We start from the raw sequence: 23,163 nt of genomic DNA, 5'->3' as shown, positions 1-23,163 counted from the left end.
TAAAAAAAGAGTCTGCGGCAGCAGACTCTTGCTTCTTTCCTTATTAAACAGCGCGGTGCAGTCCCGCCCATGTAATGTATGGCGCAGATTAGATGATGTAAGGCTTCAGGATGCCCAGAATCTCCTCAACATTGCTTTCTGCATGGATGTTCAGGTCGATGGGCTTGGACAGATCCAGGCTGAAGATGCCCATGATGGACTTTGCATCAATCACGTATCTGCCGGAAACTAAATCAAAATCAACATCAAACTTAGCTAAATCATTTACAAATGACTTAACCTTGTCAATGGAATTTAACGAAATGCGAACTGTTTTCATACGAAGAACCCTCCTTGTGGTGTATGTGAATTGAATTGCAGCTTAGTATAACTGCTTTGCTTTAATACTACAGACCGCGGGGGTAAAAGTCAATAGTGAGATTGCATGAAAAATGCAGTAAGAAACTGGTAAATTGATTATGGCAGTACATTGCCCCTGAACCATGGGACATTGGAGGTTCGACCATAACATGACCAATAGGAGGTTTTAACATGCCAAAAGCAGCCCTGCACAACCTGGGATGCAAAGTAAATGCTTATGAGGCAGAAGCCATGCAGCAGCAGCTGAAAGAGCACGGATACGAAATCGTGCCTTTTGATGAAAAGGCGGATGTCTATATTATCAACACATGTTCCGTGACCAATGTTGCGGACAGGAAGTCACGTCAGATGCTGCACCGGGCCAAGAAGCTGAATCCGGAATCCGTGGTGGTGGCGGCCGGCTGTTACGTGCAGGTGGCGGCGGATACGCTTAAGGAAGATGCATGCGTGGACGTGATCATCGGCAATAATAAAAAAGGCCAGCTGGCGCGGATACTGGATGAATATATGGAAGGCAGGCTTAAGGAAGAGGAAGGGCCTGAATCCGGAATACACGTGCTGGATATTGGCGGGACCGATGAATATGAGCCCCTTTATGTGGACAATATCACGGACCATACAAGGGCATTCATCAAGGTACAGGACGGCTGCAACCAGTTCTGCAGCTACTGCATCATCCCCTATGCCAGGGGCCGGGTGAGAAGCAGGAAGCCGGAAGATGTGGAGGCAGAGGTGAAAGGCCTGGTGGCCCGGGGGTACAAGGAAGTGGTCCTTACCGGAATCCATTTAAGCTCCTATGGGATGGAACACAGGGAGGGAGGACCGGTGCAGGGCGGCAACTGGGACCACGGTCCCCTGCTTGACCTGATAGAACGGATCCACCGGATACCGGGACTGGAGCGCATCCGCCTGGGTTCCCTGGAGCCGCGGATCATCACGGAGGAATTCGCAGGGGCCCTGGCTGGCCTGGCTAAGTTCTGTCCGCATTTCCACCTGTCCCTTCAAAGCGGCTGCGACGCCACCTTAAAGCGGATGAACCGCCACTATACCACAGAGGATTATTTACGGCGCTGCGGCATATTGAGGAAGTGGTTTGATCATCCGGCCATTACAACGGATGTGATTGTGGGATTCCCGGGAGAAACCCAGGAAGAGTTTGAGATTACAAGGGAGTTCCTGAAAAAGGTGCATTTTTATGAGATGCATGTATTTAAATATTCCAAGCGGGCCGGGACCAGGGCAGCCGTGATGCCGGACCAGGTGCCGGAACAGGTGAAGGGCCGGCGCAGTGACGTGCTCCTGGAACTGGAGGCGTCCATGTCCCGGGAATACAGGGAACATTTTATTGGAAGCAGTGTCTGGGTGCTGTTCGAAGACATGGCTGAGGTAGAAGGCAGGAAGTATATCATAGGCCACACACCGCAGTATGTGAAGGCGGCCCTTGCTGTAAAGGACGGGGAGGAAAACAGGCTTTCCGGTCAGATTCTCTGTCTTAAGGCAGCTGGCCTGCTGGGAGGGGATCTGCTGGAAGTAGGGTGGCAGTAGGATTGCAGTAGGATTGCAGTTGGCATGTATTTTTCCAAAAATAGAAACATTTCCCTGGGTTGACGGAAATATTATGCGAAATTTTACAAATACATGACAATAATTAGAAAAAATTAAGAAAATTATCTATTGCCGAATAGGAAATTATAATGTAGAATAGAGAAGAATACTTAAAGGACGTGATGACATGGGCAATATAAGTGAAACTCAATATTTTCAAGCTGTTCAGGACAAGAAGATGGAAGTAAGCGATGTGCTGGAGCAGGTGTATATTGCCTTGACCGAGAAAGGATATAACCCTGTGAATCAGATAGTGGGATATATCATGTCTGGGGACCCGACTTATATTACCAGCCATAAGGGTGCCAGAAGCCTTATCATGAAGGTTGAACGGGATGAGATTCTGGAAGAACTGATGGCTGTGTATATTGATGCCCGTTTGCGGTAGGGCGTGTCTGAAGTTTCAGACACGCGGCATGAAGATGCTTTCGTGACAGGCGTATGGTTCAGGGGGTGCCGGACAGGACGCTGTACCCGGATGCTTTGCCAGGACGTGGGAATGAATGACAAAACATGTTTTGGCATCTGGAAGCAGCCGGATTGGGACAGGCCGGTCAGGCACACCGTGGCGAAAGATGAGAAGGCCCGTTTAGCGGGCCTTCACGGCAATGTACGGATATGTAAGATAAGACAGGGATGCATCAGTTGGTGGACAACCAGCTGGTTTTGTTGTGCGTTATTTTATTAAGGATAACGGAGGAAAATGAATATGAGGATCATGGGTCTGGATTTTGGCTCAAAGACAGTCGGGGTAGCGGTGTGCGATCCTTTAGGTATCACTGCGCAGACAGTGGAGACCATTACACGCAAAGATGAAAATAAACTGCGGCAGACCCTTGCAAGAATAGAGGCATTAATTGGCCAATATGAGATTGAACGGATTGTTCTTGGATATCCTAAGAATATGAACAATACGCTTGGGGAGCGCGCTGTGAAGACAGAGGAATTTAAGTCTGCCCTTGAGAGAAGGACAGGCCTTCCTGTGGTGCTCTGGGATGAACGCCTCACAACCGTGGCTGCCAGCAGGGTGCTGATTGAAAGCGGTGTGCGCAGGGAACACAGAAAAGAAAGCGTGGACCAGATTGCGGCGGCTATGATTTTACAGGGATATCTGGACAGTCTGTCCAATGGTTTAGGAGCGAACAATGAAAGATAAGACGGATATGATCACAATGTTAACGGATTCAGGAGAATCCGTGGACTTTTATGTGTTAGAGGAAACAAGAATCAATGCAGTAAACTATCTGCTGGTGACAGATGCACCGGAGGATCAGGACGGAGAGTGTTACATTTTAAAGGATGTATCCGGGCAGCAGGACGCAGAAGCCGTGTATGAGTTTGTGGAAGATGACCGCGAACTGGACGGCCTTATGGGCGTGTTTGAAGAACTGTTAAGCGATGCAGATGTGGAGCTTGAGAAATAGAGATTGGAGGAATCAATTTGAATTTAGAAGAAAAAGAGAATATGCCGGAGATGGGCGCGCAGACAGCGGCACCGGTGCAGACAGCAGTATCAGGACAGACAGGAGCGCCGGAACGTGCATCGGGACAGACAGAGGTATCAGGACAGGCAGCGGCACAGACAGCTGCCATGGAACAGACAGCCGCGGCAGACCAGGCGGCGCAGCAGGAACAGCAGGCTAAGAAGCCTCAGAACAGAAGGCCTGCACAGAGAAAGAGCGCTTCCAAGGAACAGGGCACACGCGCTGCGGAGCCGGCTGCCAAGGAAGCTTCGGCATCCGGCAGGGGCCAGGGGCAGAAGGGAAGCCGCGGCGGAAAAGGCGCCCAGGCATCAAGACCTGCCAAACAGGCTGCACAGGCAAAGCAGCAGGCAGCGGACGGCAGCGGGCAGGCATCAGCTAAAACATCCCAGACAGGATTAAAGACAGCCCAGGCCTCATCCAAGGCGTCCCAGCAGGCCAAGACAGAAAAGGCGTCCCAGCAGGATAAGGCAGCCAAGGCATCCCAGCAGGACAACCGCTCCGGCCAGGGAACTGCCAAGGCTTCCCGGCCCCAGGCCAGGACGGCCGCAGCCAAAGCATCATCTGCATCCAAGGAACTGAAAGCGCCGGTGAGGCAGCCTTCCAGGGACAGCAAGAAGGACGGCAAAGGGAAACTGAAGATCATCCCCTTAGGCGGCCTGGAGCAGATTGGAATGAACATCACTGCGTTTGAGTATGAAGACAGCATCATCATCGTGGACTGCGGCCTTGCATTCCCTGGAGACGATATGCTGGGCATTGACCTGGTGATACCGGATGTCAGCTATCTGAAGCAGAATATTGATAAGGTAAAGGGCTTTGTGATTACCCATGGACATGAAGACCATATCGGCGCCCTTCCCTATATCCTTCAGCAGATCAACGTGCCTGTATACGGCACCAAGCTGACCATTGCCCTGATAGAGCACAAGCTGGAGGAACACCGGCTGATGAAGAATACCAAGCGCAAGGTTGTGAAGCACGGACAGTCCGTGAACCTGGGCTGCTTCAGGGTGGAATTCATTAAGACCAACCACAGCATCCAGGACGCGTCCGCGCTGGCAATCTTCTCGCCGGTTGGAATCGTGCTTCACACAGGCGATTTTAAGATAGACTATACGCCGGTATTCGGCGACCCCATTGACCTTCAGCGTTTTGCCGAGCTGGGTAAAAAAGGTGTGCTGGCGCTGCTGGCAGACAGTACCAATGCCACCAGGCCGGGATTCACCATGTCTGAGCGCACGGTAGGCAAGACCTTTGACAACATTTTCTCAGAGCATAAGAACCAGCGCATCATTGTTGCGACCTTTGCGTCCAATGTGGATAGGGTGCAGCAGGTGGTGAACACGGCGTATAAGTATGGCCGCAAAGTGGTGGTGGAAGGCCGCAGCATGGTAACGGTCATGGATATTGCCAGTAAGCTGGGTTATATCAATGTACCGGAAGGCACCTTGATTGATATTGAGCATCTGAGGAATTATCCGCCGGAATCCACCGTGCTTATTACCACGGGAAGCCAGGGCGAGTCCATGGCAGCCCTTTCACGCATGGCATCCGGCATTCATAAAAAAGTCTCCATCACACCGCGGGACGTGGTTGTTTTAAGCTCCACGCCGATTCCCGGCAATGAAAAGGCTGTTTCCAACGTGGTCAATGAGCTGTCCATGAAGGGGGCCAAGATTATCAACCAGGATACCCATGTTTCAGGACATGCCTGTCAGGAAGATTTAAAATTAATCTATTCCCTGATCCATCCGAAGTTTGCAATACCGGTACACGGCGAATACCGACACCGGATTGCGCAGAAGGAACTGGCTGAGTTCATGGGCGTTGACAAGGATAATGCAGTGCTGGTCAATTCCGGCGATGTGGTTGCCCTGGACGGCGAGACCTGCGAGGTGATTGACCATGTGACCTGCGGAGGAATCCTGGTGGATGGCCTTGGAGTGGGCGATGTTGGCAATATTGTACTGCGGGATAGACAAAACCTGGCTCAGAATGGTATTATTGTAGTGGTGCTTACATTAGAAAAGCACAGCAACCAGCTTCTTGCAGGACCGGACATCGTATCCAGGGGCTTTGTGTACGTCAGGGAATCAGAGGACCTGCTGGAAGAAGCACATTCCGTGGTGGTTAATGCGGTGGATGACTGCATGGGCCGTCATGTCAATGACTGGGGCAAGATAAAGAACATCATCAAAGACAGTTTAAGTGACTTTTTATGGAAGCGCATGAAGCGCAACCCCGTAATCCTGCCAATCATCATGGAGGTATAACCGGACACCGGTGCGGATAGCAGCCGGTATATCCCGGCGTGGATACGCCGGGAGGTCCCCGGATATCATGGTCTGCCAGGCAGGGCAAGAGGAATGGATTATGAGCAACAGAACGAGAGAGATCAACAAGATAACAACCACCATAATCAGCATATCGGTGAAGCTCATCGTATATGCCCTGATTGTCCTGCTGCTGTATGAGGCGGTGGCCAAGGGATATGCCTTTGGGCATGAGATATTTTATGCGGAAGCAGTGGAGGCGCCGCCGGGCCATGACATGGTAGTCCAGATGACCGAGGGCGAAAGCGTGTCCGAGGCAGCGGAATTCCTGGCCCGCAGAGGGCTTATCAAAAGCGAGTTTGCATTTATATTCCAGAGCAAATTCTATGACTATGATACCATTTACCCAGGCACCTATACCCTGAACACATCCATGACTTCCAAGGAAATCCTCCAGATGCTCAATGAAAAGCCTGAGACGGAAGAGGATGTCAAACCGGCCCAGTCAGGAGGAGGCAAGGCTGCTGCCGCGCCCGCGGCCAGGACTGTCGGATCCGCCGGGGAAACTGCCCCGGAAGGAAAGACTGCTGCTCCGGCTGCTGCCGGTCAGGCAGGGGCTGCCGGGGATGCGGACAGCCAGGAGGCCGCTGCACCAGGCCGGTCCATGGATCCGGAGGCGGAAAGCAGCGATGAGATGGCCAACCAGGAGACCTACGAGGGCGAGGACCAGGAGATGGAAGGCGGATGGTTTGAGGACGTGACTGAGGGGCAGGATCCATGATTGTGAACGACAGGATAAGGGATTATCTGCACTCCCTGGAATCCAGCCAGGGAGTGCTTTTAGACACAATAGAGAAAGAGGCGCTGGAGGCGTATGTCCCCATCATAAAAAGGGAGACAGCGTCCTTGCTGCGCACCATGGTGGCCGCCCTTAAGCCGGCCCGGATACTGGAAATCGGCACGGCGGTGGGTTACTCGGCGCTTCTTATGTGCCAGGCCATGCCCCGTGAATGCCATATAACTACCATTGAAAAGTATGGGAAGAGAATCCCTGTGGCCCGCAGGAATTTTAAGAAGGCGGGGGAAGAAGGCAGGATTACCCTGTTGGAGGGGGATGCGGATGTACTTCTTAAGGAACTGGAAGGCAGGAGCTTTGACCTGGTGTTCATGGATGCGGCCAAGGGGCAGTACCTGCACTGGCTGCCGCAGTTACTGAAAGTCATGCCCGTGGGTGCGGTCCTGATATCGGACAATGTGCTCCAGGACGGCGATATCGTGGAATCCAGATTTGCCGTCCAGCGCAGGAACAGGACCATCCACAGCAGGATGCGGGAATACCTCCATACCCTGAAACACATGGAGGAATTGGAGACAGCGGTAATACCTATCGGGGATGGCGTGACAATCAGCACCAGGATAAAATAGTTTTAGTTCTGTGGAGAGAAGAAAATGAGAAAGACCGAATTGTTGATACCGGCGGGAAGCCTGGATGTGCTTAAGACAGCTGTCATTTATGGGGCGGACGCCGTATATATTGGAGGTGAGGCCTTCGGCCTTCGGGCCAAGGCCCATAATTTTTCCAAAGAAGAGATGAAGGAAGGAATTGCCTTTGCCCATACGCGCGGGGTTAAAGTCTATGTTACGGCCAATATCCTGGCCCATAACGGGGACCTGCCGGGGGTGGAGGCTTATTTTGAAGAATTAAAAGAAGTTGGTCCTGACGCCCTGATCATTTCTGATCCAGGCGTGTTTGCCATTGCAAAAAGGGTGCTTCCCCACATGGAAATCCACATCAGCACCCAGGCCAACAATACAAACTATGGTACTTACCTGTTCTGGCACCAGCTTGGCGCCAGCCGGGTGGTTACGGCAAGGGAACTTTCGCTGGCGGAAATCAAGGAGATACGGTCCCGGATCCCGGAGGACATGGAGATTGAGAGCTTCATACATGGCGCCATGTGCATTTCCTATTCAGGAAGATGCCTGTTAAGCAATTACTTTGTGGGAAGGGATGCCAACCAGGGCGCCTGCACCCATCCGTGCCGCTGGAAGTATTCCATTGTGGAGGAGACAAGGCCGGGGGAGTATATGCCTGTATATGAAAATGAACGTGGCACCTTCATCTTCAATTCCAAGGACCTGTGCATGATCGGGCATATCCCGGAGATGATTGATGCGGGAATCGACAGCTTCAAGATAGAGGGCAGGATGAAGACCGCCCTGTATGTTGCCACGGTTGCCAGGACTTACCGGAAGGCCATTGACGATTACAATAAGGACCCGGCCCTCTACAAAGCCAATATGGAGTGGTACAGACAGGAGATAGGCAAATGTACCTACCGGGAGTTTACAACCGGTTTCTACTTTGGCAGGCCTGCTGAGGATGCGCAGATATACGACAATAACACATATGTGAAGAACTATACCTATCTTGGCACCGTGGAACAGGCGGACGGCCAGGGAAGGTGCAGGATAGAACAGAAGAACAAATTCTCTGTGGGCGATTCCATAGAGGTCATGAAGCCGGATGGCCGCAATCTCATGGCCCGGGTGGCTGCCATAAGGGATGAGGAAGGGAATGCGCAGGACAGCGCGCCGCATCCCAAGCAGGTTCTCTGGATTGACCTGGAGCCGGGGGCAGACCTGGCGGTTTACGATATTTTGCGGAAAAAAGAGGAAAATTGACCGGATATACATGGAAGTATCTGTTGACAGGAGGTGCCTGGGGATGGCGGACGGAATACTGATTGGGCTTGGAGTGCTGTGCATTGCCTATTTTATAGTGATTGTTGTGTATGCGGGTATCGGGACGTCCTTTGCTTTTATCTGGCTGTTTTTTGCAGCCCTGCTGTTTTTCCTTGTTTATGGACGCTGGTATTACAGCAGGAACATGGACCGGATTCCCAGATGGGTACCTGTATCCGTTGTCACCACCTGCGTGGCAGGGGTTGTGGCGCTGGCTGTGCTCTGTGTGCTTGTATTTCTGGGCGCGGCTTCCTCGGATAAGAAAAACCTGGATTATGTAATTGTGCTGGGTGCCAGGGTAAAGGAGCACACGGTGAGCAATTCATTAAAAAAACGGCTGGATAAGGCAATCGAATATGCGCAGGAGAACCCGGACACCATACTGGTGCTTTCCGGCGGGCGCGGGCCGGGGGAAGATGTGAGCGAGGCGGAAGTGATGCGCCAGTACCTGGAATACAACGGGGTCAGGCCGGAACAGCTTCTCATCGAGGACCGGTCAGTGAGCACGGTGGAGAATATCGCTTACAGCAAGGTCGTGATTGAGGAGCACCGGAACCGGGATAAGAAGGAACTGGTCCCGCTGACCCGCAGGACCACTTCGGTACCCTATGCCATTGCGCCGGACAAACCATTGGAAATCGGTGTCCTTACCAGCAATTTCCATATATACAGGGCCAGGCTGACCGCTGAAAAGTGGGGATTTGACAATGTCTATGGAATATCGGCTGATTCGGACCCTGTGCTGTTCATCCATCTGTGTGTCCGGGAATGCGCGTCCATTGTAAAGGACAGGCTTATGGGAAATATGTAGGTTGTGAATAAGCCGGGGCAACCAAGGCAGACTATAAAGTAGTATGATATAGAATGGAGAGAGTGAATCTATGGCAGATGAAAGGAAACTGGAAGCAGTCAAAGAACTGGCGGCCTACCGTGTGGCTAAGGAGAAGTTTGTGGAGGAAATGGATTCCGGCGCAATGGTGCTGGAACATATCAAGAGCGGGGCAAGGTTGTTCCTTATGTCAAATGATGACGATAACAAGGTGTTCTGCATTGGTTTCCGGACACCTCCTGAGGACAGCACCGGCCTTCCGCATATTCTGGAACACAGCGTGCTGGAGGGGTCTGATAAGTTCCCGGTCAAGGACCCGTTTGTGGAACTGGTCAAGGGTTCTTTAAATACATTCTTAAACGCCATGACCTATCCGGATAAGACCGTGTATCCAGTGGCCAGCTGCAATGAAAAGGATTTCCAGAACCTGATGGACGTGTACCTGGACGGGGTGCTTCACCCTGCCATCTACAGGGAGCCCAAGATTTTCCTGCAGGAGGGATGGCATTATGAGATGCAGTCCCCTGAGGATGACCTGACCATTAACGGAGTTGTGTATAATGAGATGAAGGGTGCATTTTCCTCTCCTGAGAGTGTGCTGGACCGGTTCACCAGGAACGTACTGTTTCCGGACACCACCTATGCCAATGAGTCAGGCGGGGACCCGGCCGTGATTCCTAATCTGACTTATGAACAGTTTATTGAATTCCACAGGAATTATTACCATCCGGCCAACAGCTATATCTATCTGTATGGAGACATGGATATGGTGCAGAAGCTTACATGGCTGGATGAGGAATATCTGTGCAGGTATGACAGGAAGGATTGCTATGTGGATTCTTCCATTCCCATGCAGAAGGCATTTGACTGCCCGGTGGAAAGGGAGATTACCTATTCTGTCACAGAGGAGGAAGGTACGGCCGACAGGACCTATCTGTCCGTGAATACGGTGGTTGGGACGGATTTAGATCCGGAGCTGTATGTGGCTTTTCAGATACTGGAATATACCTTGATTAACGCCCCGGGCGCGCCTCTGAAACAGGCATTGATTGATGCTGGGATTGGGCAGGATATCCTGGGCGGGTATGACAGCGGAATCCTCCAGCCCTATTTTTCCGTGGTTGCCAAGAATGCCAACAGGGAGCAGAAGGGGGAGTTCCTGGCAGTTGTCAAGGGCACCCTCCGCAGGCTTGCTGACCAGGGCATTGATAAAAGGAGCCTTCTGGCCGGACTGAATTATTATGAGTTCCGTTACAGGGAAGCCGACTATGGTTCCGCCCCCAAAGGGCTTATGTACGGCCTGTGGTCCATGGACAGCTGGCTGTATGGCGGGGACCCGATGCTGCATCTGGAATACCAGAAGACCTTTGATTTTCTTAAGAAGGCGGCAGGGGAAGGCTACTTTGAGCAGCTGATCCTCAAATATCTGTTGGATAACCCCCATGAGGCTGTAATCATGGTAAGCCCCAGGGTAAACCAGACAGCCGAGGAGGACAGGAAGCTGGCAGAACGTCTTGCGGCCCATAAGGCCTCCCTTGACAGGGAAGAGATTGAAGGACTTGTGGCCAGGACCAAGGCGCTGAAGGCATACCAGGAGGAAACCTCTTCCCAGGAGGATCTGGAGAAAATCCCCATGCTCAAACGGGAAGACATTAACCGGGAAGGTACAAAGCTTTCCTATGAACTTAAGATGGAAGACGGGGTAAGGGTAATCCACAGCAGTATGTTTACTTCTGGCATCGGTTATCTGAAGGTGCTTTTTGATACGGACCGCGTGCCGGTGGAAGACCTTTCCTATGTGGGCCTCCTCAAGTCTGTTTTAGGATATGTGGATACGGAACATTACGGCTACAGTGATTTATCCAGCGAGATATATTTAAACAGCGGGGGGGTGAGCTTTGCAGTAAGTTCATTTCCGGACATGGCTAATCCGGGCCGGTTTACCGGCGCCTTTGTGGCCAGCGCCAAGGTTCTGTATGAAAAACTGGATTTTGCATTTTCCATACTGACCGAAATCCTTACGCGTTCCAATCTGGATAATGAGAAGCGCCTGGGGGAAATCCTGGACGAAACGCGTTCCAGGGCCAGGATGAAAATGGAGGATTCCTCCCATGCAGCCGCGGTTGGCAGGGCGTCCTCCTACTATTCAGCAACCTCGGCATTTAATGATATCATAGGCGGAATCGGATATTATCAGTTTTTGGAGTATGTAAGCCGCAGGTACGGTGAGGAGCCGCAGTACAGGAAAGAACTGATTGAAAAGCTTAAGGACACGGCCCGTCAGCTGTTTACAAAGGATAATATCCTTGTGGCGTATACGGCTGATGAGGAGGGCTATGGACGTCTTCCTGTGGAACTTCGGACATTTAAGGCAGGTCTTTTGGAAGGCAGCGGTAAAAAATATGCCTTTTCCTTTGAAGCAGGCAACCGCAATGAGGGCTATAAGACAGCTTCACAGGTCAATTATGTGGCCAGGTGCGGTTCCTTTGCAGATAAGACGGTCAATGGACGCAGCCTCTCGTATACCGGGGCGCTGAGGGTCCTGAAGGTAATCATGAACTATGAGTATCTCTGGATGAACCTGCGTGTAAAAGGCGGGGCCTACGGCTGTATGAGCAGCTTCGGAAGGTCTGGGGAAGGGTACATGGTATCCTACCGCGACCCGAATATGGCGAAAACCAATGAAATATACGAGGGTATACCGGATTATCTGAGAGGCTTCTCCATTGATGAACGGGATATGACCAAATATGTGATTGGCACTATCAGTGATGTGGATACACCCCTTACCCCGTCGCTGAAGGGCAGCAGGAACCTTTCCGCTTATCTCTCCGGCGTGACCGATGACATGATACAGCAGGAGAGGGAGGAAATCCTGGACGTGACCCAGGAGGATATAAGGAACCTGGCAGACATCGTCCAGGCCGTTCTGGACACCGGAGCGCTGTGCGTGATCGGCAATGATGAGCAGATTAAGGCGGACCGGGCAATGTTTGGGGAAATCAAGAATCTGTACCACTGATAAGGAGATATGAATGGAAGAGAATACACAGAAGAAATCAGGCTTTGTGACACTGATCGGGCGGCCCAATGTGGGCAAATCCACCCTGATGAACCATCTGATCGGCCAGAAGATTGCAATTACGTCCGACAAGCCCCAGACCACCAGGAACCGGATACAGACCGTTTACACGGACGACAGGGGGCAGATCATCTTTGTGGACACGCCGGGCATCCACAAAGCCAAGAACAAGCTGGGCGAATACATGGTCAATGTGGCTGAGCACACCCTGAAGGATGTGGATGTCATACTGTGGCTGGTGGAGCCAAGCACCTTTATCGGGGCAGGGGAGCGCCATATTGCGGAGCAGCTGAACAAGGTTAAGACGCCAATCATCCTGGTCATCAATAAGATTGATACGGTTAAGAACCAGGATGAAATCCTTACCTTCATGGCGGCATACAAGGACGTATGTGACTTTGCGGAGATTGTACCCCTGTCTGCCCTGAAGGAGAAGAATACGGATCTGCTTACAGAGCTGATTTTCAGGTACCTTCCCTATGGTCCGCAGTTTTATGATGAGGACACGGTGACGGACCAGCCCATGCGCCAGATTGCGGCTGAGTTAATCCGGGAAAAGGCGCTGCGCCTCCTGAACGACGAGATTCCCCACGGAATTGCGGTGACCATTGAGAGGATGAAGGAGCGGCCGGACGGTATCATGGATATTGACGCCAGCATTGTGTGCGAGAGGGATTCCCACAAGGGTATCATCATCGGTAAGGGCGGAAGCATGCTAAAGCGGATTGGCACGGAAGCCAGGAAGGATATCGAGCATATGATGGATATCCAGGTGAATTTAAAGCTGTGGGTCAAGGTCAGAAAGGAATGGCGGGACAGCGAGCTCTATATGAAGAACTATGGTTATGACGGCAGGAATGTGTAGGAAATGTTGTATTTGCAACAGATTAGTGGCGGATACCACGGCATGGCAATGAGATAAGGTCTGATGGATAAGCAGAGGGGAGGGGAATCTGAAATGAGAGAGACAGTAACGCTGACCGGGATGGTCCTCATTTCAGCCCCTTCCGGGGATTATGACAGGAGGCTGGTGCTGCTCACAAGGGAGCGGGGACGTATTACTGCGTTTGCCCATGGAGCCAGAAAACCCGGCAATCCCCTGATGGCATCCAGCAGGCCTTTTTCCTTTGGGACATTCACACTGTATGAGGGGAGGAGCGCCTATAACCTCCAGTCATCGCAGATAGCCAATTACTTTGACGGATTGTCCCTGGATATGGAGTGCACATGTTATGGCTCCTATTTTCTGGAGGTTGCGGATTATTTTTCACAGGAAAACATGGATGGAACCGAACTTTTAAAGCTGCTCTACCAGTCCCTGCGCGCCCTTTTGAACCCGTCCATCCCCAACCGGCTGGCAAGGCGGGTGTTTGAGCTTAAATCCATGGTTATAAATGGGGAGTATACAGAGGAACCTCCAAGGCCGGTTTCGGAATCCTGCAGCTATGCCTGGGAATATGTGGTGTGTTCCCCGTCAGAATCCCTTTATAAATTCATCCTGAAGGATGATGTGATGAGGGAGTTTGAGTCAGTGGTGGAGGCCAGCAGGCGCTATTATGTGCGCCACGAGTTCAAATCCCTTGAGATTTTGGATGTGCTCACCGGATAAAATACATTCTAAGGCTTGAAATTATAGGATGTAGAGGATATAATATCCGGGTAGGCCCGTGGCGGGAGCCGGAGCGGGTCTGCGGATTAATTACACGAAAGGATTGAGTATGAAGAAAATCATGGTAATGGCGCTGGCTCTCATGACAGCCGCGGTCCTGGCCACGGGCTGTGCCGGAATCGGTGCACCGGGCAAGGGAACGCCTGTGGAGAACAGCGTAATGATAGAAAAGGATGGCAATGTCCAGTGGGTATCCGTGGAAACCTATGACAAAGGGGATTATCCGGAGGAGGAGCTGACGGCATTTGTGCAGGAGCGGATCAGCAGCTTCAACGCTTCCCTTGGCAAGGCGGAAAAGTCTGAGAACACCGAGGGCGCTGAGAAACTGCCTGTAGCTCTTGTATCAGCCAAAATCGGGGATGGTAAGGCCTTTACCATAACTGAATATGATACGGCTTCACGTATTGTGGAGTTTGCAAGGGAAATCGGGGACTATAACGTGACCTTTACGGCGCTGGAAGCAGGCAGGGTGGCAGTGCTGGGCCAGGGCCTGGAGGCCGTGGCCTTTAAGGATATGAAGGGCAATGCGGTGGATGCATCCCAGGCAGTGTCGGACGGCCAGCAGTTTTTGGTAAAGGCAGAGGGGCCCGGTGTCATCAAGACGGAAAAGAAGATACTTTATGTCAGTGACGGATGCAGCCTGAGGGATTCCAGTACGGTTGAGACGCCGGAGGAAGGCACCAGTTATATCATTTTAGATTAATATAAAATGAATGAAGATAAAAGAGAGGATACGGATATGGAAAAGACAATGGAAAAAATTGTGGCGCTGGCAAAGAACAGGGGATTTGTCTATCCCGGCTCTGAAATCTACGGCGGCCTTGCCAATACCTGGGACTACGGCAACCTTGGCGTGGAACTGAAGAACAATGTAAAAAAGGCATGGTGGCAGAAGTTTGTAATGGAAAGCCCATACAATGTGGGGGTTGACTGTGCAATCCTGATGAATCCCCAGACATGGGTGGCCAGCGGACACCTGGGCGGTTTCTCCGATCCACTGATGGACTGTAAGCAGTGTAAGGAGAGGTTCCGCGCAGATAAACTGATTGAGGATTTTAACGATGAACACGGCATTAAGATGGAAGGCTCCGTGGACGCATGGTCCCAGGAGCAGATGAAGCAGTATATTGATGACAATCATATCTGCTGCCCAAGCTGCGGCGCCCATGACTTTACGGAAATCCGCCAGTTCAACCTGATGTTCAAGACCTTCCAGGGCGTGACTGAGGATGCCAAGAATACGGTTTATCTCCGTCCGGAGACAGCACAGGGTATTTTTGTCAACTTTAAGAATGTACAGAGGACTTCAAGGAAAAAGGTCCCCTTTGGAATTGCCCAGATCGGCAAGTCATTCCGTAACGAGATCACACCAGGTAACTTTACGTTCCGTACAAGGGAATTTGAGCAGATGGAACTGGAGTTCTTCTGTAAGCCTGATACGGATCTGGAGTGGTTTGCATACTGGAAGCAGTATTGCATTGACTGGTTAAAAGCCCTTGGAATCAAGGAAGATGAGATGCGTGCAAGGGATCATGAGAAGGAAGAGCTGTCCTTTTACAGCAAGGCAACCACGGATTTGGAGTTCCTGTTCCCATTCGGATGGGGCGAGCTGTGGGGAATTGCCGACAGGACGGATTATGACCTGACACAGCATCAGAACGTATCAGGACAGGATATGTCCTATTTTGACGACGAGGCAAAGGAAAAGTACATCCCATACGTAATCGAGCCATCCCTGGGAGCTGACCGTGTGACACTGGCATTCCTCTGCGCTGCATATGATGAGGAAGAGATTGGCGAAGGGGATGTGAGGACCGTGCTTCATTTCCATCCGGCCCTTGCACCTGTAAAGGTAGGGGTGCTTCCGCTGTCCAAGAAACTCAACCAGGGCGCTGAGAAGGTTTACACCGAGCTTTCCAAGTACTTTAACTGTGAATTTGACGACAGGGGCAATATCGGCAAGAGATACAGAAGACAGGATGAGATTGGCACTCCGTTCTGTATCACCTATGACTTTGATTCTGAGGAAGACCAGTCAGTGACGGTACGTGACAGGGATACCATGGAGCAGGTAAGGATTCCAATCAGCGGGCTGAAGGATTACTTTGCTGATAAGTTCATGTTTTAGGGGAAATTGAGTATTTACATTCCATAGAGTTATATATGGCATGATGTTATGATGAGATAATGACAGAGAGCTGCACACCTTAAGGATTGGCCTGGATGTGCGGCTTTCTCTGTATTATGGAGGCGCTGGCAATATCCGGATACGTGACATTCGCGGACCAGGATGGGAAGACGCAGGCAATATGCAGGGATGCGTCCGCTGCCAACCTAACCATATGCAGCGGGACTGATTATGCAAAACTATCCCTGCTCACCGGACTGAGGGAATTAAGGCTGGACTTTTCCTCCTTGGATTATGACGATTATGACGGCGACGGAGTATATGAGGCATTTGCCTTTGTGGCAGATTGACGGATTTGGATGCATTTACCTCATCCACATCCTATCTATGGACCGTAAAAGACGGCTCGCCGCGTTCCATGAATTTATCCGGTTGGGGAATGGGTTTCCATTTGGATGATATGGGCAATGTATGCCTGCGCACAAGTGCATATGACGGTTCGGTGTCATATCTGGAAATGGAAAACGGGCGCCGGGATCTGATTGGAAGCGGGCACAGCTACAAGCCGTATTATTTCTTTTTTGAGAATGGGGATTTTGCAGAGTATGGCGCCATACAGGTCACCATGGATGAATTCCTTGCCTGCCAGGGGGCAGAGGAGGTTCTGGGGAATGCGGAAACAGATGGGTTTAAGGCGGCGGGAATACTATACCGGGGCAATGGCCTGATCCATCTCAACCTTCGCCGGGACCATGAGGATGAACGCGGATATGACAGCAGGTATCAGACCTTCAGGATGTGCCCAGGCGCTATGACCCTGATTGATTCAGATATGGGGACTTATAGTGAATCCCTGACAGATTACGGCCAGGAGGAGAAGACGGTACCTGTCTTGTATCCGTCGGGGCTGCCTATACATGACGCAAATTAGTGCTCCATTGCGTAAATACCAGTGAATTCAGCACTTGCTATCTACGCAATGCAGTCCTGGGAAAATCAGGCGCGTCTGCCCACAGGTTCCCCCATCCGCACGCCAGTCTCTATGTCAAGGGCCGTATTCCTCAATATATCACGGTCAATACGGACTGCGCCAGGTTCAAACAGCAGGATTACGGTGGAGCCCCCAAAGGCAAAGTATCCCTTTTCCTGGCCGCGGAAAACATCCAGTCTGGTATATGCCTTATGATGGTTCATGATTCTGCCAACCATCATGGCGCCCACCTCCATCATCAGCACGGTGCCGAAGTTCTGGGATTTAATCAGGGTGTATTCCCTTGTGTTTTCCTTATAGATGGGACGGCTGGCTGCAGCGGAAGGATTCACTGTGTTAAGGACGCCGGGAATCCTGCGGTAGGAGGAACGCTTTCCATCATCAATGTAAGCATACCGGTGATAGTCTGACACGGTAAGACGGAACACCAGGGCGGTGCCGCCAGTGTAACGGGAAGCCAGCTTATGGTCCTTTAACAGCTGGTCCAGGGTATAGTCCGTGTGCTTGATGAAGAAATGCCGGGTCCGGCTGATGGGATATGCGCTAACCAGTCCGTCGCAGGGGCTGCAGAGCACATCCGGATCCATATCAAAGGACCTGGCGCCCTCCTTTAGGGAACGTGTGAAAAAGGCATTGAAGGAACGGTAGCAGCCTGTGGCCGGAATCTCACAGTCCCTTAAGGAAATACCGCAGGACCGCATGAATGGCCTAATCAGGATGGATGACAGGGAAGAGTCCAGCACATATCCTCCAATCCTGGATACGCATGGATGGATCAGGGGCTTTAAAAGTAAACGGCCGGGAAGACTGCCGTAGAGAAGGCGCAGGAATCTGTCCTGTAATGTGTCATTGCCATGGATGCGCCCGGTCCTGTCAGCATATTTCATTCAATCACACCTTTCTTTAGAAAAAGTATATCTTAATCAGTGACAGTGCCACAATGGATATCAGGAATGTGAGCATTCTCCAGCCTGGTTTCTTAAGCTGGAAATTGATGATGAACAGCAGCCCTACCGTGAGGATGCATATGTGCAGCTCGGACAGGAAACGGTGCCCAAGCAAGGGACGCAGGGTGCAGAATAGGGGCAGGATGATGGAAATGGATGTAATCGGTAGCCCCTGGTAGTACTTGCGGGCCTCATCCGTCTCATCCTGGCGCCGTTCCTCCATCACATTGAAAAAGGCCAGGCGGATGACACCTGCTGTCAGATAAAAGACCAGGATACAGATTCCGGCAATCCCCCTCATTCCCATGGAGTAACACAGGATCATGGGAAATGCGCCAAAGCAGACAACATCACAGAGGGAGTCGATTTGAATGCCAAAACGCTTCTCATCCTCGGTCCGGTTTGCCTTTGTCCGGGCCACCTTGCCGTCAAACATGTCGCAGAGACCTGAAAATGCCAGGCAGAACAAGGCATATCTGGCAAAGCCGTTAAATGTAAGCATCATACCCAGGGCAGCGGATGCAAGTCCAAGGTATGTCAAAATCACAGTGTAACTGTAAAAACCAATCATAATCTAACCCCATTCATTACTGCTTTTTCGCCCGTCTGTTCATGGGCAATAGTATTATTATATCAGATATTGCCGAGGAAACAAGGATAAACAGGATAGTTATTAATAAAATTTATAATAGTTTTATAAACGATTATAAGTAATTGTGATATACTGTCAATAGCGGGTGACAGTATGTCTTTATAAGGACGGTGTCATGCGTAAGTTAATGAAGGAGGATGGGACTTATGAAATTAAAGACCCGTCTTGCAGTAGCATTTCTGACCATTACCATTGTACCTATGATGTTGTTTTACCTGATGGCCATGGTGCTTGGCAATTATCAGGCCAAATCCTTTATCAAAGAGTATGGGCTGACGGAGCCGGTTGATTTCTTCTCCGGCAATTCCATGCAGATATTCAACCGGCTGACAAAGCGTTCCCAGGAAGATATCCGCAGGACACTGGATAAGAATCCCGGAAAGTACAGCGATCCGGACTATCTGGATTCCATTAATGCGGAACTGAAAAGCCACTATGCATTCCTGATGGTCCTTAAAGGGGATGTAATCATCTATTGTGGGGATGATAATATCAAGGAGGATGAGGCGCTTTGTGCCCAGCTCCCTCATTTTGGCGCCATGAAAGGCGACCTGGAAGGCGGTATCTATCTGGACGGCGAGAGCCAGCACCTGATTAAGCAGATGGATTTCACGTTTCCTGACGGGGAAGCCGGCACTGCATTCATCATATCCAATGTGGACGACCTGGTTCCGGAAGTGAAGTCAATGCTCCGTGAGATGCTGATACTGGGGGCCATGATACTGATGATAGCAGGTATCGCCCTTACGCTCTGGGTTTACCGCTCTATCCTAAGCCCGCTTAATAAGCTGCAGGAGGCCACTAAGAAGATACGGGACGGCAACCTGGACTTTACCCTGGATGTGGATGCGGACGATGAGATAGGGCAGCTGTGCCAGGATTTTGAGGAGATGCGCATCAGGCTCCGGGAGAATGCAGATGAAAAGATACAGGATGATAAGGAGAACAAGGAACTGATCAGCAACATATCCCACGATTTGAAGACGCCGATTACGGCTATTAAGGGTTATGTGGAGGGAATCATGGACGGCGTTGCCTTTTCACCGGAAAGACTGGACAAATATATCCGTACCATTTACAATAAGGCTAATGATATGGACAGGCTCATTGATGAGCTCACCTTTTATTCCAAGATTGATACCAACAAGATTCCATATGCGTTCACTAAGATTAATGTGGCCCAGTATTTCAGGGACTGCATTGAGGAAGTGGGACTGGATATGGAAGCCAGGGGCATTGAGCTGGGCTATTTCAACTATGTGGATGAGGATATCGTGGTGATTGCCGACGCCGAACAGATGAAGCGGGTAATCAACAACATCATCAGCAATTCCGTAAAATATCTGGATAAGAAAAAAGGTATTATCAATATCCGGATAAAGGATGTGGGTGATTTCATCCAGGTGGAGATTGAGGACAACGGGAAGGGTATTGCGGCAAAAGACCTTCCTAATATATTTGACCGGTTTTACCGCACGGATTCTTCCAGGAATTCATCCCAGGGAGGAAGCGGTATCGGACTGTCCATCGTGCGTAAGATCATAGAGGACCATGGAGGCCGTATATGGGCTACCAGCAAGGAAGGGATTGGAACGGAAATCCACTTTGTCCTTAGAAAATATCAGGAGGTTATACAGGATGAGCAAGATACTGATCGTGGAAGATGAGGAGAGCATAGCAGAGCTGGAGAAGGATTATCTGGAACTGTCCGGTTTTGAAGTGGAGATTGAGAATGACGGGACAGAAGGCCTTTCCAAGGCTTTAAAAGAAGACTATGACCTGCTGATTCTGGACCTGATGCTTCCCGGGACAGATGGATTTGAAATCTGCAAGAAAGTAAGGGAGGTTAAGAATACCCCCATCATCATGGTTTCTGCCAAAAAAGAGGATATTGATAAAATCCGGGGTTTGGGGCTAGGGGCGGACGATTACATTACCAAGCCATTCAGCCCCAGCGAGATGGTGGCCAGGGTCAAGGCACATATGGCCCGCTATGAGCGGCTGATTGGCAGCGGCCAGCCCTCCAATGAGATTATCGAGATCCGTGGCTTAAAGATTGATAAGACAGCGCGCCGGGTATGGATTAATGGGGAGGAGAAGACCTTTACCACCAAGGAATTTGACCTGCTCACCTTCCTGGCCCAGAATCCAAATCATGTGTTCACAAAAGAAGAACTGTTCAGCAAGATATGGGACATGGAATCCATTGGTGACATTGCTACTGTAACCGTGCATATTAAGAAGATAAGGGAAAAGATTGAATTTAACACAGCCAAACCCCAGTATATTGAGACTATCTGGGGGGTTGGGTACCGCTTTAAGGTGTGATATTGACATTACATGATATTTGGTGTAGAATAATCTTAGCCAGGAAGTTAAGTATGTCCATTTGGACACAAAGCGAAATCCCGTGTATGCCAGTACACGGGATTTCTTTTTGGCTAGCTGTCTTTATGGTTTCGGTCTAGCCATTTGCAGATATAGTAGCCAGCTACGCCTGCCATGACCGAAAGAAGGAAGTTAAATATGTAATCCATCTGCACACCTCCCCTCTGCTGGAGAGAGTCGACAGCATATCCATTATATCGTATTACAATAGGCATGTTTACGGAACAGTCAGAGTAAATTTGAATCTTTTCTTCTTGGTAGTATAAAATTCCCATACTACCACAAATACTACCGAAAGTTACACGGTTAGAAAAAAATGAGAGGGAAAGAAACGGTAATATAGGGAAAATGCCTAGAGATTACATGGCTAAAAAGGGTATAAACGGTTATACATGATACAGATTGTTGGGTACCGCTTTAAGGTGTAAACCCAACCTGCTGAATCGAGTGCTCAATGATGAGAGTTGGCTAACAGGTTTAGACGACGGGCGTGGTGTCCCAACTGACATTTCGTCAGCCAATCAAACTCATCATAACAAAAAAATAAGAATAGGGGATGTAATCCCTACTCTTATATTGTACGAACCTGACATTACGCGGGATGTGGTGTAGAAGAAACCTTATACCAGTTTAAAAAATCTAAAATAATATCAAAAATTCTAAACATTCTTATTTGAATAATCCAAAAAGACAAAAAAACCAAAAAAACCATAAGAAAACAGATATACGGTTTTCCGGGAATTTAGTATGATTATCCCATCAAATGAAACATGACAACATGCAGCATGCCGGTTCATGTCTGCATAGGAAAGGGAGGTCATACGTTATGAAGAAAAGATGGTTAAGCTTATTAATGGCAGCTGCCATGCTGACAGGCATACTGGCAGGATGCGCGCCAAAGCCCGTGGAGGTGACTCCGGCAGCAGCGGCAGAAAAAGAAGACGCGTCAGGGGAAGCAGGGGGCGCCGGGACCCAGGCTGCCCAGGATACAGCGGACCTGCCTGTGCTGAAGGTGGCGGTCATGCCCTTTTTAAACAGTATCCCCATTAAATATATGATAGACCAGGGACTGGACACCAAGAACGGCTTTAAGATTGAGACAGTCTATTTTGCCAACGGCGGGGCCATGAATGAGGCCCTGGCAGCGGACCAGTGGGAGGTAGGGACACTGAGCGCGGCAGCGGTTAATTCGCTGGCAATCTACGGTGCATACTGTATTGCTGATATCGGCCATTCAGAAGGCGGGCTCTATACCCTATGCAGGCCGGAATCCCCTATTGCCAAGGTTAAGGGCAATAACCCATCCTATCCCGATGTATACGGTGACGCTGATTCCCTGAAAGGCGCGGTGATTGCGACCAATACAGGAACCATTTCCCATCTCAATGTCATTAAGTGGCTTGAGAAGCTGGGGCTTACCACAGAGGATGTGGAGATTGTACATATGGATTTCCCGTCCGCATACCAGGCGCTTATGACTGGCAACTGTGATGTGGCTGCCCTGAACCCGCCCACTTCCTATCAGGCGGAAGGAGAGGGGATGGTCATCACCTCCAGCCTGACCACCCTGGGAGTGCCTCAGTTTGATTCCATCATTGTCAGCAACAAGGCATTTACCGGGAAAAGAGATGTGCTTGTGAATTATGTAAAAGCATTTTTTGAGGCCACCGACGCACTGCAGGCAGATCCGGACATGACGGCCCAGCTGCTTCTTGACTGGTACACGGAAAATGGTTCGGAGTCTTCCCTGGAAGCATGCAGGACAGAAATTGAGACACGTCCCTTTGTGACCTCTGATGAGGCAAAGACCATAACAATCGGCGACTCTGTCCAGATAACAGGTGAGTTCTGGGTATCCCAGGAACTGCTGGAGGAATCCAGGTTCCCGGAGATTGCAAAGCATGTGGACGACACAATCGTCAGGGAGGCCCTGGGGTACTAGATTAAAAGACCATATGGATTAGAATGGCCATACGGGCTAAATGGCCATACGGATGATAAGGCCATACG

Annotated in this window: 22 protein-coding genes; 19 read left to right on the top strand and 3 right to left on the bottom strand. The window is 50.4% G+C overall.

Annotation, left to right across the window (positions count from 1 at the left end; genetic code table 11):
- Positions 1 to 88 precede the first annotated feature (88 nt).
- Positions 89 to 319, bottom strand: coding sequence for an HPr family phosphocarrier protein (locus DWX59_RS00645; protein WP_008718507.1), 231 nt, complete (start codon positions 317 to 319; stop codon positions 89 to 91).
- 212 nt (positions 320 to 531) lie between these two features.
- Between DWX59_RS00645 and mtaB the strand changes: the two genes are divergently transcribed.
- The 16 genes from mtaB to DWX59_RS00560 all read left to right on the top strand — a co-directional run bounded on the left by mtaB (position 532) and on the right by DWX59_RS00560 (position 17,106).
- The gene (gene mtaB / locus DWX59_RS00640; protein WP_117555376.1) at positions 532 to 1,905 is read left to right on the top strand and encodes a tRNA (N(6)-L-threonylcarbamoyladenosine(37)-C(2))-methylthiotransferase MtaB; all 1,374 of its coding nucleotides are present in this window, start codon (positions 532 to 534) and stop codon (positions 1,903 to 1,905) included.
- A 187-nt stretch (positions 1,906 to 2,092) separates the two neighbouring features.
- Positions 2,093 to 2,353: an IreB family regulatory phosphoprotein gene (locus DWX59_RS00635; RefSeq protein ID WP_008718501.1), complete on the top strand. Its 261-nt coding sequence runs from the start codon at positions 2,093 to 2,095 to the stop codon at positions 2,351 to 2,353.
- Between the two features lie 321 nt (positions 2,354 to 2,674).
- Complete coding sequence (gene ruvX / locus DWX59_RS00625) at positions 2,675 to 3,121, top strand: Holliday junction resolvase RuvX (protein ID WP_117555374.1); 447 nt, start codon at positions 2,675 to 2,677, stop codon at positions 3,119 to 3,121.
- Positions 3,111 to 3,389, top strand: coding sequence for a DUF1292 domain-containing protein (locus tag DWX59_RS00620; protein WP_117555373.1), 279 nt, complete (start codon positions 3,111 to 3,113; stop codon positions 3,387 to 3,389). Before ruvX ends, DWX59_RS00620 begins: the two co-directional genes overlap by 11 nt.
- Positions 3,390 to 3,556: 167 nt before the next feature.
- Positions 3,557 to 5,722, top strand: coding sequence for a ribonuclease J (locus DWX59_RS00615; protein WP_227115966.1), 2,166 nt, complete (start codon positions 3,557 to 3,559; stop codon positions 5,720 to 5,722).
- Positions 5,723 to 5,822: 100 nt separating this feature from the next.
- Positions 5,823 to 6,503 carry an endolytic transglycosylase MltG gene (locus DWX59_RS00610; RefSeq protein WP_117557131.1) on the top strand — a complete coding sequence of 227 codons (681 nt, stop codon included), beginning with the start codon at positions 5,823 to 5,825 and terminating at the stop codon, positions 6,501 to 6,503.
- Positions 6,500 to 7,147, top strand: coding sequence for an O-methyltransferase (locus DWX59_RS00605; protein WP_117555372.1), 648 nt, complete (start codon positions 6,500 to 6,502; stop codon positions 7,145 to 7,147). Before DWX59_RS00610 ends, DWX59_RS00605 begins: the two co-directional genes overlap by 4 nt.
- Before the next feature lie 24 nt (positions 7,148 to 7,171).
- The gene (locus DWX59_RS00600) at positions 7,172 to 8,407 is read left to right on the top strand and encodes a peptidase U32 family protein (RefSeq protein ID WP_117555371.1); all 1,236 of its coding nucleotides are present in this window, start codon (positions 7,172 to 7,174) and stop codon (positions 8,405 to 8,407) included.
- 43 nt (positions 8,408 to 8,450) lie between these two features.
- Positions 8,451 to 9,278, top strand: coding sequence for a YdcF family protein (locus tag DWX59_RS00595; protein WP_117555370.1), 828 nt, complete (start codon positions 8,451 to 8,453; stop codon positions 9,276 to 9,278).
- Between the two features lie 70 nt (positions 9,279 to 9,348).
- Entirely contained in the window at positions 9,349 to 12,318 is a 2,970-nt protein-coding gene (locus tag DWX59_RS00590; RefSeq protein ID WP_117555369.1) for an insulinase family protein, read from the top strand.
- Between the two features lie 13 nt (positions 12,319 to 12,331).
- Positions 12,332 to 13,243: a GTPase Era gene (gene era, locus DWX59_RS00585; protein ID WP_117555368.1), complete on the top strand. Its 912-nt coding sequence runs from the start codon at positions 12,332 to 12,334 to the stop codon at positions 13,241 to 13,243.
- A 93-nt stretch (positions 13,244 to 13,336) separates the two neighbouring features.
- On the top strand, positions 13,337 to 13,987 hold the full coding sequence (gene recO, locus DWX59_RS00580) for a DNA repair protein RecO (RefSeq protein WP_117557129.1): 651 nt from the start codon (positions 13,337 to 13,339) through the stop codon (positions 13,985 to 13,987).
- A 109-nt stretch (positions 13,988 to 14,096) separates the two neighbouring features.
- Positions 14,097 to 14,750, top strand: a complete 654-nt coding sequence (locus DWX59_RS00575) for a hypothetical protein (RefSeq protein ID WP_117555367.1) — start codon at positions 14,097 to 14,099, stop codon at positions 14,748 to 14,750.
- 36 nt (positions 14,751 to 14,786) lie between these two features.
- Positions 14,787 to 16,175 (top strand): glycine--tRNA ligase, encoded by a 1,389-nt coding sequence (locus tag DWX59_RS00570; protein WP_117557127.1) that lies wholly within the window; start codon positions 14,787 to 14,789, stop codon positions 16,173 to 16,175.
- 116 nt (positions 16,176 to 16,291) lie between these two features.
- The gene (locus DWX59_RS00565) at positions 16,292 to 16,525 is read left to right on the top strand and encodes a hypothetical protein (RefSeq protein WP_147325724.1); all 234 of its coding nucleotides are present in this window, start codon (positions 16,292 to 16,294) and stop codon (positions 16,523 to 16,525) included.
- The gene (locus tag DWX59_RS00560) at positions 16,522 to 17,106 is read left to right on the top strand and encodes a hypothetical protein (protein WP_117555365.1); all 585 of its coding nucleotides are present in this window, start codon (positions 16,522 to 16,524) and stop codon (positions 17,104 to 17,106) included. Before DWX59_RS00565 ends, DWX59_RS00560 begins: the two co-directional genes overlap by 4 nt.
- 65 nt (positions 17,107 to 17,171) lie before the next feature.
- Here the strand turns inward: DWX59_RS00560 and DWX59_RS00555 are convergent, their stop codons facing one another.
- Positions 17,172 to 18,053, bottom strand: coding sequence for a phosphatidylserine decarboxylase (locus DWX59_RS00555; RefSeq protein WP_117555364.1), 882 nt, complete (start codon positions 18,051 to 18,053; stop codon positions 17,172 to 17,174).
- A gap of 16 nt (positions 18,054 to 18,069) precedes the next feature.
- Positions 18,070 to 18,684, bottom strand: coding sequence for a CDP-alcohol phosphatidyltransferase family protein (locus DWX59_RS00550; protein ID WP_117555363.1), 615 nt, complete (start codon positions 18,682 to 18,684; stop codon positions 18,070 to 18,072).
- Positions 18,685 to 18,911: 227 nt separating this feature from the next.
- On the opposite strand from DWX59_RS00550, the gene DWX59_RS00545 reads away from it, so the two are divergent.
- From DWX59_RS00545 to DWX59_RS00535, 3 genes are all read left to right on the top strand, one after another.
- Complete coding sequence (locus tag DWX59_RS00545; protein ID WP_117555362.1) at positions 18,912 to 20,432, top strand: sensor histidine kinase; 1,521 nt, start codon at positions 18,912 to 18,914, stop codon at positions 20,430 to 20,432.
- Positions 20,404 to 21,093 (top strand): response regulator transcription factor, encoded by a 690-nt coding sequence (locus DWX59_RS00540; RefSeq protein ID WP_117555361.1) that lies wholly within the window; start codon positions 20,404 to 20,406, stop codon positions 21,091 to 21,093. Before DWX59_RS00545 ends, DWX59_RS00540 begins: the two co-directional genes overlap by 29 nt.
- A gap of 886 nt (positions 21,094 to 21,979) precedes the next feature.
- On the top strand, positions 21,980 to 23,095 hold the full coding sequence (locus tag DWX59_RS00535; RefSeq protein ID WP_227115957.1) for an ABC transporter substrate-binding protein: 1,116 nt from the start codon (positions 21,980 to 21,982) through the stop codon (positions 23,093 to 23,095).
- Positions 23,096 to 23,163 lie beyond the last annotated feature (68 nt).

Source organism: Enterocloster aldenensis, from assembly GCF_003434055.1.
GTDB classification, from domain to species: domain Bacteria; phylum Bacillota; class Clostridia; order Lachnospirales; family Lachnospiraceae; genus Enterocloster; species Enterocloster aldenensis.
Note: the sequence above shows the minus strand (reverse complement) of the source record. Positions and strands in the feature narration are given on the sequence as shown.